Raw genomic sequence first — 11,668 nt, 5'->3', positions numbered from 1 at the left:
GTGTCGATGCGGTCAGATATCGATCTCGACCGCGTCGCCATGCAGCTCCATCAGCTCGCGGCGCGCGGCGGCTTCGCCCTTGCCCATGAGCTTGGTGATGAGGCCTTCGGTGGCGGCAAAGTCCATGTCGCCCAGCTGCACGGGCAGCAGGCGGCGGGTGTCGGGGTTGAGCGTGGTTTCCCACAGCTGCTCGGCGTTCATCTCGCCCAGGCCCTTGAAGCGGCTGATCTGGCACTTCTCTTTCGGCACGCCGTCCTTGGCGCACTTGTCGAGGATGGCGGTGAGCTCGCCGTCGTCCAGCGCATACATCTTGGCGGCGGGCTTCTTGCCGCGAGCGGGTACATCCACGCGGAACAGCGGCGGGCGCGCCACGTAGATGTGACCGGTTTCGATGAGCTTGGGGAAGTGGCGGAAGAAGAGCGTGAGCAGCAGCACCTGGATGTGCGAGCCGTCCACGTCGGCGTCACTCAGGATGCAAACCTTGCCGTAGCGCAGGCCGCTCAAATCCGGCGTGTCGTTGGGGCCGTGCGGGTCCACGCCAATCGCCACCGAAATGTCGTGGATTTCGTTGTTGGCAAACAGGCGGTCGCGCTCCACCTCCCAGGTGTTGAGCACCTTGCCGCGCAGCGGCAGGATGGCCTGGCTTTCCTTGTCGCGGCCCATCTTGGCGCTGCCACCAGCCGAGTCGCCCTCGACCAGGAAGACTTCGTTGTGGGCGATGTCCTTGCTTTCGCAATCGGTGAGCTTGCCGGGCAGCACGGCCACGCCCGAGCCCTTGCGTTTTTCAACCTTCTGCCCGGCCTTCTGGCGGGTTTGCGCGGCCTTGATGGCCAGCTCGGCGAGCTTCTTACCGTATTCAACGTGCTGGTTGAGCCAGAGTTCGAGCGCGGGGCGCACAAAGCCGCTGACCAGGCGCACCGCGTCGCGCGAGTTCAGGCGCTCCTTGATCTGGCCCTGGAACTGCGGGTCCAGCACCTTGGCTGAGAGGACATAACTGGCGCGCGCAAACACGTCCTCGGGCAGCAGCTTCACGCCCTTGGGCAACAGGCTGTGCAGCTCGATGAAACTCTTGACCGCGTTGAACAGGCCGTCGCGCAGGCCACTTTCGTGGGTGCCGCCCGCGCTGGTGGGGATCAGGTTGACGTAGCTCTCGCGCACGGGCTGGCCGTCTTCGGTGAAGGCGACACACCAGGATGCGCCCTCGCCTTCGGCAAAACTTTCGTTGTTGCGGTCGGCAAAACCCTCGCCTTCAAACAGCGGGATCACCGGGTCGCCGTTGAGCGTCTGCATCAGGTAGTCGCGCAGGCCGCCTTTGTACTGCCAGGTTTGCGTCTCGCGGGTTTTCTCGTTGACGAGCTGCACCGTCACGCCCGGCATGAGCACCGCCTTGCTGCGCAGCAGGTGGGTCAACTCGCCCATGGGCAACGCGCTCGACTCGAAATACTTGGCATCAGGCCATACACGGACCGAGGTGCCCTGCTTGCGCTCGCCCGCCTCCAGCGGCCGGGCCACCAGGGGTTCAATCACATCCCCGGCCGAAAACACCAGGCGCGCCGCCTTGCCTTCGCGGTAGCTCGTCGCCTCCAGCCGCGTCGCCAGGGCGTTGGTCACACTCACGCCCACGCCGTGCAGGCCGCCTGAGAAGCTGTAGGCGCCGCCCTTGCCCTTGTCGAACTTGCCGCCCGCGTGCAGGCGGGTGAACACCAGTTCGATCACCGGGGCGTTTTCCTCGGGGTGCATGCCGAAGGGAATACCCCGCCCATCGTCTTCGACACTCACCGAGCCATCGGCATGCAGCGTGACGCGGATCTTCTTGCCGTGGCCAGCCAGCGCCTCATCGGCGGCGTTGTCCAGCACTTCCTGAATGATGTGCAGCGGGTTGTCGGTGCGGGTGTACATGCCCGGGCGTTGCTTGACGGGCTCCAGGCCCTTGAGCACACGGATCGAGCCTTCGGAATATTCACTGGCGGACACGGGGGACGGTTTGGCAGACATAGGGCGGATTGTAGTGCGGCAGCGCAGCAATAACTGGATATAAAACCAGTCTTCCAGCAGACTCGCAAAGCCTGACCCTGCTTGCAACTGTATTGGTCACCGGTGTATCAGCGCGTTTCGCCCAATCTCGCTACATTCCTGCGCATGCATATGAATCCTCCCAAACTGTCCATGTTCCAGGTGCTCGCCTGTGGCGCGGCCATCGTGACACTGTCGATGGGCATCCGCCACGGGTTCGGGCTGTGGCTCTTGCCCATCACCCAGGAAATGGGCTGGACGCGCCAGTCATTCGCGCTGGCCATTGCCATCCAGAACCTGTCCTGGGGCCTGATCGGGATTTTTGCCGGCATGGTGGCCGACCGGTTTGGCGCCTTCCGTGTGCTCATGGGCGGTGCCGTGCTGTACGGCCTGGGCTTGGCGGGCATGGCGCTGTCGCCCACGCCCACCCTGTTTGCACTGACTGCTGGCGTGCTCATCGGCGCAGCGCAGGCTGGCACGACCTATGCGGTGATCTATGGCGTGCTGGGGCGGCAGATTGCGCCAGAGCGCCGCTCATGGGCCATGGGCGTGGCCGCTGCGGCAGGCTCGTTCGGGCAGTTCCTCATGGTGCCGGTGGAAGGCTGGCTGATCGCTGGCCTGGGCTGGCAACAGGCGCTGCTGGCGCTGTCGCTGATGGTGCTGCTGATCGTGCCCCTGGCTTTTGGCCTGCGCGAGCCCAGCTTTGCCGGAGCCGCCCCGGTCAAACGCGAGCAGACCATCGTGCAGGCGCTGGGCGAGGCCTTCCGCTATCCCAGCTTCAACCTGCTGATGGCGGGCTACTTCGTCTGCGGCTTCCAGGTGGTCTTCATTGGGGTCCACATGCCCAGCTATCTCAAGGACCACGGCCTGTCTCCCCAGGTGGCCAGCTATGCGCTGGCGCTGATCGGCCTCTTCAATGTGCTGGGCACCTACGTGGCCGGCACCCTGGGCCAGCGCATGCCCAAGCGGTTCATCCTGGCCTTCATTTACTTCGCGCGCGCGGCGGTGATCACTGTGTTCCTGCTCGTGCCGCTGTCGCCGCTGTCGGTGTATGTGTTCTCGGCGGTCATGGGCACGCTGTGGTTGTCCACCATTCCACCCACCAACGCCACCATTGCGCAGATCTTTGGCGTGCAGCATCTGTCGATGCTGGGCGGCTTTGTGTTCTTCAGCCACCAGATCGGCAGCTTTCTGGGCGTGTGGCTGGGCGGCTACCTGTATGACGTTACGGGCAGCTACGATATCGTCTGGTACATCGCCATTGGGCTCGGGGTGTTCGCCGGCCTGGTGAACCTGCCCGTCCGGGAAAGCCCCATCCAGCGCGGCGCGGCCCAACCCGCCTGAAACCAGCAACGCCATCCAGACACCACCATGCCGACCACCAGCACATCTCCCACGCCGCTCGGCCGGAGCGTGCCGTGGGCTTGGCGCTGGCTGGCCTGGACGGTTGCCGTGCTGCTGTGCCTCGCGGTGTTTGGCATGTACACGGTGCCGGACTTCATGGTGATGCTGACCGACCAGATGTGGGCTTGCTTCTGAGCCGGCACCTCAAAATTTCGGTTATTTTTGGCCTCCAGCGCTTATCCATCAAGCGCTGTTAGCTATATTTTTTGCAGCAAAACACAATGCACGGTAACGAAGCCGCTTCCGACTGGGTTCGCCGCTGGTCCCATCTGATCGCGCCGGGAAGCACTGCGCTCGACGTGGCCTGCGGCGCAGGGCGCCACCTGCGTTGGTTGCGCGGCTTGGGCCACCCCGTGGTCGGGGTCGACCGTTCTGCCGAGGCCCTGGCCGCCTGCGAGGGGCTGGGGGAGCTGGTGCTGGCCGACATCGAGAAGGGCCCATGGCCCTTTGCAGGCCGTCAGTTTGGTGCAGTGGTGGTCACCAACTACCTGTGGCGGCCCCTGCTGGCCACCATGGTGGAGAGCGTGGCACCGGGCGGCGTGCTGATCTACGAAACCTTCGCACACGGCAACGACACCGTGGGCCGCCCGGCCCGGCCCGAATTTCTTCTACAGCCCGGGGAACTGCTAACCGCCTGCACCGGACTGCGCACCGTGGCCTATGAAGACGGCTTCCAACAAAACCCCGACCGTTTCGTGCAACGCATCACGGCCGTGCGGGAACTCCCACAGTCTGGTGGACCCTCACGACATCTTTTGCCCATGTGGGCTAGTTAGAATGCCCTTTTACCGTTTACCACTGCGGACATGACCTCTTCTTCCGTCGCCCTCACCGGCAGCATCGTCGCCCTCGTCACTCCCATGCACGAGGACGGCAGCGTGGACTACCCGGCCCTGCGCAAACTGATCGACTGGCACATTGCCGAAGGCACCGACTGCATCGGCGTAGTGGGCACCACGGGCGAATCGCCGACCGTCAACGTCGAAGAGCATTGCGAAATCATCCGCGTGGCCGTGGAGCAGTCTGCCAAGCGTGTGCCGATCATGGCCGGCTGCGGAGCCAACTCCACCGCTGAAGCCATCGAACTGGCCAAGTTCGCGCGTGGCGTGGGGGCCGACAGCCAGTTGCAAGTGGTGCCGTACTACAACAAGCCCACGCAAGAGGGCCAGTTCCAGCATTTCAAGGCGATTGCCGAAGCCACGGGCGACCTGCCTGTCGTGCTGTACAACGTGCCCGGCCGCTCGGTGGCCGATATGCAGCACGACACCGTGCTGCGCTTGGCCCAGGTGCCCGGCATCATCGGCATCAAGGAAGCCACCGGCAACATCGAGCGCGCCCAGTGGCTCATCCGCGATGTGCCCAAAGGCTTTGGTGTGTACTCGGGCGACGACCCGACCGCCGTGGCGCTCATGCTGTGCGGCGGCCATGGCAACATCAGCGTGACGGCCAATGTGGCGCCCCGCCTCATGCACGAGCTGTGCGTGGCCGCATTGGCTGGCAATGTCCAGCGTGCCATGCAGATCCAGTTCCAGCTCATGCCCGTGCACAAGAACCTGTTTGTCGAAGCCAACCCCATCCCGGTCAAATGGGCCGTGGCCCGCATGGGCCTGTGTGGTGGCACCATGCGCCTGCCCATGACGCCGCTGACCACCAGCAACGAGGCTGTGGTCGAATCTGCGCTGCGCAACAGCGGCCTGATCTAATCCGGGCTGCGCCCGCTCCCCGAGACACTCTCCAAGGATTTCCGCGTGAAAGCTGCTACCACCCGCCTGAGCCTGCTGACCCTTGCCATGGCCCTGTCCGCCTGTGCCGCCCTGGAGGGCGACAAGATCGACTACAAGAGCGCCACCAAAGGCTCGACCCTGGAAGTCCCACCAGACCTGACCCAGCTGTCGCGCGATTCGCGCTACAACGTCCCTGGCGGCGCTGTCTCGGCTGCCGCCATGCAGGCCGGCCAGGCCGCGCAGCCATCGGGCACTGCCAACGCCGCCGCCCTGCAACTGGGCGACGTGCGCATTGAGCGCGATGGCAACCAGCGCTGGCTGGTGGTCAATCGCCCGGCCGACAAGCTCTGGGAGCCCGTGCGCGACTTCTGGCAAGAAAGCGGTTTCAACCTGGCCCAGGCAGAGCCCAACGTGGGCATCATGGAAACCGATTGGGCTGAAAATCGCGCCAAACTGCCACAGGACTTCATCCGCTCAACCCTGGGCAAGCTGCTGGACTCGCTGTACTCCACCGGTGAGCGCGACAAGTTCCGCACCCGCCTGGAGCGCAACGCCAATGGCGGCACCGAGGTCTACATCACCCACCGCGGGATGATCGAGGTCTACGGCACGGCCACCAAGGACAACACGGTGTGGCAGCCCCGCCCCTCTGACCCCGAGCTGGAAACCGAATTCCTGCGCCGCCTGATGGTCAAGCTGGGTGTGAGCCAGGAGCAGTCGAAGGCGGTGGCCGCAGCTCCCGCACCACGTGCTCAATCTGCCCGCATGGCCACGGTGGACAACAAGCCCGTGGTCCAGCTCGACGAGGGTTTTGACCGCGCATGGCGCCGCATCGGCCTGGCCCTGGACCGCACAGGCTTCACGGTGGAAGACCGCAATCGCAATGAAGGTACCTACTTTGTGCGCTATGTGGCCCCCAATGCCGAAAAGAAGGACCCAGGATTCTTCGGCAAACTCTTCAGCTCGTCCAACACCACGCCTCCACTGAAGTACCGCATCGTGGTGCGCAGCCAGGGCGAGTCCACCACGGTGTCGGTGCTCAATGAGGCTGGCGTCCCCGAGTCGTCAGCCAATGCCGAGCGCATCGTGCGCGTGATTGCCGACGATCTGAAATAAGCACCCCCGGCGCGCGCCACCTCCATTGCCCCGGCCGCCTGCCCGTGGAGCGGGGGTACGCTGCACGGGAAACGCTTTCGACCACGACATGCTGCGCTTCAAAAACCTGGGCAGCGGTAGCACGGGCAACGCCACAGTGGTGGAAGGCAGCAGCGGCCCGCAGGTCCGCCGCCTGCTCATTGATTGTGGATTCGGCATCCGGCAACTGCAGGCCCGCCTGGCGCAAGCGCAACTGCAGCTGGAAGACCTGGATGCCGTATTCATCACCCACGAACACTCGGACCACATCGGCTGTGCGCTGGCCGTGGCGGTGCGCCACCGTATTCCGGTGTGGATGAGCCAAGGCACCTACGCTGCCCTGGGCGCGCCCGACTTTGATGGCATGCTACGCATCGCGCACGACATGCAGGCCCTGGACCTGGGCACCTTCAGCGCCCTGCCCTTCACCGTGCCACACGATGCCCGCGAACCGCTGCAGCTGCGCTGCTCGGACGGTGCAACCCACCTGGGTGTGCTGACCGACCTGGGCCACGCCAGTGACCATGTTTTGCAGCAATTGCAGGGCTGCCATGCGCTCATGATTGAAGCCAACCACGACCCCGCAATGCTCGAAGCGTCCAGGTACCCGGCCTTTCTGAAGCGCCGCGTCGGAGGACCGTATGGGCACCTGGCCAATTTGGCGACAGCCGACATCCTGCGCGCCGTGCGGCACCCTGGTCTGCAGCGTGTGGTCGCCGCCCACCTGAGCGCGCAGAACAATGCCCCCGCCCTCGCCCAACAGGCACTGGGTCTTGCGCTGGAGTGGCCCGCCGACGAAATCACCGTCGCCAGCCCAACGATGGGAACACCCTGGCTTTCAGTTGCAGGATGAAGTGACCCTGGCCACGTCGCAAACGACCAACCCCAGGGAAGGAAGGCACCGCTAAAAAGAAAAAGCCCCGACCTTGCGATGCGGGGCTTTCGGGGCGATAGCGGGTCTTGCAACCCGCTGTGGCCTGCAGCGAATTACTTGGCTGCGGAAGCGCCAGTAGCAGCGGTGGCAGCAGCGTCAGCAGCAGCCTTGGCAGCGTCAGCAGCGGGTGCGGCGGCAGCCGAAGCAGCGTCGGAAGCAGCAGGAGCGGCTTCAGAAGCGGCAGGAGCTGGTGCGGGTGCTGGAGCTGGGGCTTCCACGGCAGCAGGTGCTGGCGCTGGAGCTGGCTCTTCCTTCTTGCCACAAGCGGCGAGTGCTGCAGCAGCGATCAGGGCGGCCAGAACGAGAGAGTTCTTCATTTCGATTTTCCTAGTTGGACAGACAGAATCTTGAAAAGCCACGGCGTCAGGCTTTTTGGAAGCCCCGGTACGCTTTGGCACAATGCGCTTGGCTTGCACCTTTTTGGCGCAGCCGCCGATTATATTGGTATTTAGTCAATACAGACTAACACTGACGAAACCTTTACACCCGATTGACAAGGCACAAAGCGTGCATTTTGCTCACAACCCCAGCGTGGATGCGGGAAAACCGGGCGTGCTTTTGCTGCGCACCCACTCATTGAGGGTCTCGCGCAGCAGCACCCGCCGGTCCGGCTCGTTGCCGGTAACACCTACACACCGCTCCGGGTCCAGCCGCTGCATCACCCACTGCGGCGACCAGAACGCGCTGGGAATATCCAAGGGATCGGCGGTCGGGCTGCGACGGCAATTGATGATGTGGTCCCAGGTGCCCCGCCAGCGTACAAACCGCGCATGCCGGCGAATCACGTCGTCGTAGCTGCACGCCAGCATGGTGAACCGCCGGCTCCCATGGGCCCAATCTTGGAGGGCCTCGACCACGCCACGTTCACCCAGGGGCCAGTCATGAAAATTCGCATCGCTGATCAGAATTTCCTTCCAGCCATCCCGGGCGGCGGTAGCAATCGCATCGCGCACCATCTGCTGAAACGCCTCTCTGCCACTGAAACGCCCTGAAGGCAGATCAGGCAGCGAATTCGGGGGAGTGGAAGCCTCGGTCATGGCGATGTCTCCTTGGGTGCGACAGTCTATTCAGCCCAGACATGGGCCCAGCCCGCATCACACCAGGACGACAGCAGCTCCAGCGCATCGTCACTGGCGCGCGCCAGTTCGCGGGCGCTCAACCGGCGTTCGTCGGCCAGGCGGCGCATCAGCGTCGCATCGCGGCCAGCAGCGCGGTAGCTCTCGCCATTGATGAACACGTGGTGCGTGTCGTACATCATGCGGCTGCGGCGATCCAGGCGTACACCTTCGAGCATCACACCCGCGTCCCCTGGCTCGAACCACACGCTGGGCTTGGGTTCGGTCAGATATTCACCGAGCGCGCGCTCCAGCACCAGGGGCTGCGCCAGCGCGCGGGCCAGTGCATCGCGCGCAAAATCCTGCAACCCCGCGGGAATGGCGGCGGGCTGAGGCACAGCCTCCTGCTGCGCGTCTCGGTACAACAAGGGGCTGCCCTCATCGGCAGCATCTTCCGCCAGGCGCACCAGCAGCTCTTGCGCAATCTCAGCACGGGCCGGGGCCCTGAAACCGATCGAATAGGTCATGCATTCGCCCTCGGCGATGCCGTCATGTGCATAGCGCGGTGGCAGGTACAGCATGTCGCCAGGCTCCAGCACAAACTCCTCTTCCGGCTCGAACTGCGCCAACACCTTGAGCGGAATGCCGTCACGCAGCGTGAGATCCTTCTGGCGGCCAATGCGCCAGCGCCGCCGGCCGTGGGCCTGCAACAGAAAGACGTCGTAACTGTCGAAATGCGGGCCCACCCCCCCGCCAGGGGACGCATAGCTGACCATGAGGTCATCAAGCCGCGCTTCCGGCACAAACCTGAACTGCTGCATCAGCGCATGTACTGCATCATTGTGCAGGTCTACCCCTTGCACCAGCAAGGTCCAGTCTGGCTGCTGGAGTGCAGGCAGGGCACGCCGCTGGAAAGGGCCGTGGCGCAGCTTCCACGCCCCTTTGGCCAATTGAACAAGGCGGGACTCCACCCCCTCTTGGGCGGCCAGCGCGAAAAGCTCGGACCGCAGCACCGGGGGCGTGAACTGGGGAATAGCCTGGCGTACCAGCAAAGGCTTCTTCTGCCAATGGCGGCGCATGAATTGCGCGGGGGTCAGGCCACCGAGCAGGGAAAGGGGTTGCTGGATATCCATGGGCACAGGTCTACCCCTTTGCGGGGCCATTGGTCAAACTGCGACAATTCTCCTATGGAAATTACCCAACAATGTGTGGTCGCACTGACCTGGACGCTGAAAGACACCCTGGGCGAAGAGCTGGACGTTCTCGATGACCCTGTGGAGTTTCTGGTGGGGGGCGACGATCTGCTGCCCCGCATCGAGGAAGCCCTGCAAGGCCACAGCCCCGGGGCCACGCTGGCACTCCACCTGGAGCCCGAAGACGCCTTCGGCGACTTCAATGATCAATTGCTGTTCCTGGAACCGCGTGCCCTGTTTCCCGCAGAGATCGAAGAGGGAATGACGTTTGACGGCGCCGCTTTGCCGCAAGGCTGCAACCCCGATGCTCCCCGCACCGGGCTCTACACGGTGACCGAGATCTATCCTGAACATGTGGTTCTGGACGGCAATCATCCGTTGGCGGGCATTGCGCTGCGTTTGCAGTTGACCGTACAAGCGGTGCGTGAAGCCACTGAAGAAGAGATTGGCCGTGGCACCGCCGGTACCGGTTTCTTTCGGGTTCAGCCCCAGGCTCCTGGCAACAACCCGCTCCACTGAACCACGTTGACGGGCAGTCCTGAACGACTCAGGACTCCCGCGCAACCTGCCGGTTCATCAAAGGCGAGAAATCTGGCCGTTGTAGAGGCGCACACGGTCACCCATGCGCAGATCCCCAGGGCTGCTCACGTCGTAGACGCGGTAGCCCCCGTGATCGAGTTGTACCGACAGGCGATAACCCTGTACTTCCTGGCTGTTATTGCGGCCCTCGATGGCATTGCCTGCGACGGCTCCCCCAACAATGCCTACGCCTGTCGCTGCGGCGCGGCCTGAGCCCTTGCCAATCTGGTTGCCCAGCACACCCCCGACCACGGCTCCGATCACAGCACCTGCACCAGAGGTTTGGCCTTGTGAGCGCCCCTGCAGCACTTCAATATTGGAAACCCGACCATATTCCGTGCCTGCAGGGCTGTTCGGGTAGGCTGGCGCGGTCTGGTAGCCACCCGAGTAGCCACCCGAATATTGCGGCGGAGGAGCCGATCGGTTATGGCCGCAAGCGGCCAAAGAGCCCACGAGGACGACAGCACCGGCGATGGCGAAGGAACGGGTAAATTGCAGCATTTTCAAACTCCTAAAGTCAGGGGGCTGGCGCATGGCGCTCTGAGAATTCAGACTCGGTGCGCATGCCTTGATTGGAACAACGCGCGAGCACCCCATGCCGTAGACGCGGAGGCTGCGAGTTGGTCAGTAACAGACTCTTCCAAAGGTAAGCGCCGTCTTACAACCACGCCCACGGCCCACTGGCTGCTCGTTTTTCAGGCTTTTCCGGTAGATCCGTAGCCGCCCTCACCACGCTCCGTCGCTGCAAACTCCGTCACCACATTGAACTGTGCCTGCACCACCGGGACGATCACCAACTGGGCCAGTCGCTCCATCGGCTCCAGAGTGAATGCAGTGCCGCTGCGGTTCCAGGCGCTCACCATGAGCTGCCCCTGGTAGTCGCTGTCGATCAACCCCACGAGATTGCCCAGCACGATGCCATGCTTGTGACCCAAGCCCGAGCGTGGCAGGATCAGCGCGGCATACCCGGGGTCCTTGAGGTACACGGCAATCCCCGTGGGCACCAGCTGCCAACCATTGGGCTGCAATGTCAGCGGAGCATCGAGGCAGGCCCGCAGATCCAGGCCAGCACTACCGGGCGTGGCATAGGTTGGCAATTGGTCCGCCATGCGCGAATCCAGAATCTTCACATCAATCTTCACAGCTATTTTTTCTTTCCTGTTTTGCGCTGCTGGGTCACTTGCCGCAGCCGCTCCTGCAAGGGCGCCACGCCTGGCGTGGCGCCGGAGCCTGCGGATGATAGGGCTTTGGGCGCGGCCTCCATCAGCCAGCCGAGCCCCCACCAAATAGCCCCCATGACCACCAGCCCCGGCAAAGAGCCCTGGCTGAACACGAACAGCGCAACGGCATGCAGTGCAATCAGCACCAACAGCACGACACGCACCGTCCGCAGCACTCCGAACAAAGGCATGAGAACCTGGGCAAGGTCCAGCGGAACAGCCGGAGACATCGGGCGCACACCACCTGCAGCCGCCGGCTTAGATGCCGTGGTGGAGCCAGGGGACGGTGCCTGCGCGCTCCTGGCGGGAGCTGACGCGCTCAGCCGCTCCACATATCGCGCAAAATCGCCATTGGGCGGTGTGTCCCATTCAGGCTTGGTGGAGCCAGTATTCATACGACCTCCTAAAAACG

At 63.7% G+C, this 11,668-nt stretch carries 14 protein-coding genes; 7 read left to right on the top strand and 7 right to left on the bottom strand.

Annotated features, from left to right (window positions below):
- Positions 1 to 12: 12 nt before the first annotated feature.
- On the bottom strand, positions 13 to 1,995 hold the full coding sequence (locus tag IB243_RS08115) for a DNA topoisomerase IV subunit B (RefSeq protein WP_192426169.1): 1,983 nt from the start codon (positions 1,993 to 1,995) through the stop codon (positions 13 to 15).
- A 144-nt stretch (positions 1,996 to 2,139) separates the two neighbouring features.
- Between IB243_RS08115 and IB243_RS08110 the strand changes: the two genes are divergently transcribed.
- From IB243_RS08110 to IB243_RS08085, 6 genes are all read left to right on the top strand, one after another.
- Positions 2,140 to 3,357: an MFS transporter gene (locus IB243_RS08110; protein ID WP_010464018.1), complete on the top strand. Its 1,218-nt coding sequence runs from the start codon at positions 2,140 to 2,142 to the stop codon at positions 3,355 to 3,357.
- A gap of 27 nt (positions 3,358 to 3,384) precedes the next feature.
- On the top strand, positions 3,385 to 3,552 hold the full coding sequence (locus tag IB243_RS08105) for a hypothetical protein (RefSeq protein ID WP_192426168.1): 168 nt from the start codon (positions 3,385 to 3,387) through the stop codon (positions 3,550 to 3,552).
- Positions 3,553 to 3,638: 86 nt separating this feature from the next.
- Positions 3,639 to 4,193, top strand: coding sequence for a bifunctional 2-polyprenyl-6-hydroxyphenol methylase/3-demethylubiquinol 3-O-methyltransferase UbiG (locus IB243_RS08100; RefSeq protein ID WP_029414092.1), 555 nt, complete (start codon positions 3,639 to 3,641; stop codon positions 4,191 to 4,193).
- 30 nt (positions 4,194 to 4,223) lie between these two features.
- Complete coding sequence (dapA, locus tag IB243_RS08095; RefSeq protein ID WP_010464015.1) at positions 4,224 to 5,120, top strand: 4-hydroxy-tetrahydrodipicolinate synthase; 897 nt, start codon at positions 4,224 to 4,226, stop codon at positions 5,118 to 5,120.
- A 45-nt stretch (positions 5,121 to 5,165) separates the two neighbouring features.
- Entirely contained in the window at positions 5,166 to 6,257 is a 1,092-nt protein-coding gene (bamC, locus tag IB243_RS08090) for an outer membrane protein assembly factor BamC (RefSeq protein ID WP_192426167.1), read from the top strand.
- Positions 6,258 to 6,345: 88 nt separating this feature from the next.
- Positions 6,346 to 7,128, top strand: coding sequence for an MBL fold metallo-hydrolase (locus tag IB243_RS08085; RefSeq protein ID WP_057226985.1), 783 nt, complete (start codon positions 6,346 to 6,348; stop codon positions 7,126 to 7,128).
- Between the two features lie 134 nt (positions 7,129 to 7,262).
- On the opposite strand, the gene IB243_RS08080 is transcribed toward IB243_RS08085, so the two are convergent.
- The 3 genes from IB243_RS08080 to IB243_RS08070 form a co-directional block, all read right to left on the bottom strand.
- The gene (locus IB243_RS08080; RefSeq protein ID WP_081474651.1) at positions 7,263 to 7,526 is read right to left on the bottom strand and encodes a hypothetical protein; all 264 of its coding nucleotides are present in this window, start codon (positions 7,524 to 7,526) and stop codon (positions 7,263 to 7,265) included.
- Between the two features lie 201 nt (positions 7,527 to 7,727).
- Entirely contained in the window at positions 7,728 to 8,246 is a 519-nt protein-coding gene (locus IB243_RS08075) for a hypothetical protein (RefSeq protein ID WP_192426166.1), read from the bottom strand.
- A gap of 26 nt (positions 8,247 to 8,272) precedes the next feature.
- On the bottom strand, positions 8,273 to 9,397 hold the full coding sequence (locus IB243_RS08070; RefSeq protein ID WP_192426164.1) for a cupin domain-containing protein: 1,125 nt from the start codon (positions 9,395 to 9,397) through the stop codon (positions 8,273 to 8,275).
- Positions 9,398 to 9,451: 54 nt separating this feature from the next.
- On the opposite strand from IB243_RS08070, the gene IB243_RS08065 reads away from it, so the two are divergent.
- The gene (locus IB243_RS08065) at positions 9,452 to 9,976 is read left to right on the top strand and encodes a peptidylprolyl isomerase (protein WP_192426162.1); all 525 of its coding nucleotides are present in this window, start codon (positions 9,452 to 9,454) and stop codon (positions 9,974 to 9,976) included.
- Between the two features lie 57 nt (positions 9,977 to 10,033).
- On the opposite strand, the gene IB243_RS08060 is transcribed toward IB243_RS08065, so the two are convergent.
- The 3 genes from IB243_RS08060 to IB243_RS27095 form a co-directional block, all read right to left on the bottom strand.
- Positions 10,034 to 10,537 (bottom strand): glycine zipper 2TM domain-containing protein, encoded by a 504-nt coding sequence (locus IB243_RS08060; RefSeq protein WP_192426159.1) that lies wholly within the window; start codon positions 10,535 to 10,537, stop codon positions 10,034 to 10,036.
- 194 nt (positions 10,538 to 10,731) lie between these two features.
- A complete protein-coding gene (dut, locus tag IB243_RS08055) occupies positions 10,732 to 11,178 on the bottom strand; it encodes a dUTP diphosphatase (RefSeq protein ID WP_192426157.1) in 447 nt (148 codons plus the stop codon).
- Positions 11,179 to 11,180: 2 nt separating this feature from the next.
- On the bottom strand, positions 11,181 to 11,651 hold the full coding sequence (locus IB243_RS27095; RefSeq protein ID WP_225584798.1) for a hypothetical protein: 471 nt from the start codon (positions 11,649 to 11,651) through the stop codon (positions 11,181 to 11,183).
- Between the last annotated feature and the right edge of the window lie 17 nt (positions 11,652 to 11,668).

The organism is Acidovorax sp. ACV01 (genome assembly GCF_014851495.1).
In the GTDB taxonomy this organism is placed as follows: domain Bacteria; phylum Pseudomonadota; class Gammaproteobacteria; order Burkholderiales; family Burkholderiaceae_C; genus Acidovorax; species Acidovorax radicis.
This window is presented reverse-complemented; position numbering and strand designations above follow the sequence as displayed.

Bases quoted from the DNA above. Each gene is read 5' to 3' on its own strand.
- IB243_RS08080 (WP_081474651.1), bottom strand. From the start codon at position 7,526: ATGAAGAACTCTCTCGTTCTGGCCGCCCTGATCGCTGCTGCAGCACTC.
- IB243_RS08060 (WP_192426159.1), bottom strand. From the start codon at position 10,537: ATGCTGCAATTTACCCGTTCCTTCGCCATCGCCGGTGCTGTCGTCCTC.
- IB243_RS08105 (WP_192426168.1), top strand. From the start codon at position 3,385: ATGCCGACCACCAGCACATCTCCCACGCCGCTCGGCCGGAGCGTGCCG.
- IB243_RS08110 (WP_010464018.1), top strand. From the start codon at position 2,140: ATGCATATGAATCCTCCCAAACTGTCCATGTTCCAGGTGCTCGCCTGT.
- IB243_RS08100 (WP_029414092.1), top strand. From the start codon at position 3,639: ATGCACGGTAACGAAGCCGCTTCCGACTGGGTTCGCCGCTGGTCCCAT.
- IB243_RS08075 (WP_192426166.1), bottom strand. From the start codon at position 8,246: ATGACCGAGGCTTCCACTCCCCCGAATTCGCTGCCTGATCTGCCTTCA.
- IB243_RS27095 (WP_225584798.1), bottom strand. From the start codon at position 11,651: ATGAATACTGGCTCCACCAAGCCTGAATGGGACACACCGCCCAATGGC.
- IB243_RS08065 (WP_192426162.1), top strand. From the start codon at position 9,452: ATGGAAATTACCCAACAATGTGTGGTCGCACTGACCTGGACGCTGAAA.
- IB243_RS08115 (WP_192426169.1), bottom strand. From the start codon at position 1,995: ATGTCTGCCAAACCGTCCCCCGTGTCCGCCAGTGAATATTCCGAAGGC.
- IB243_RS08085 (WP_057226985.1), top strand. From the start codon at position 6,346: ATGCTGCGCTTCAAAAACCTGGGCAGCGGTAGCACGGGCAACGCCACA.
- dapA (WP_010464015.1), top strand. From the start codon at position 4,224: ATGACCTCTTCTTCCGTCGCCCTCACCGGCAGCATCGTCGCCCTCGTC.
- IB243_RS08070 (WP_192426164.1), bottom strand. From the start codon at position 9,397: ATGGATATCCAGCAACCCCTTTCCCTGCTCGGTGGCCTGACCCCCGCG.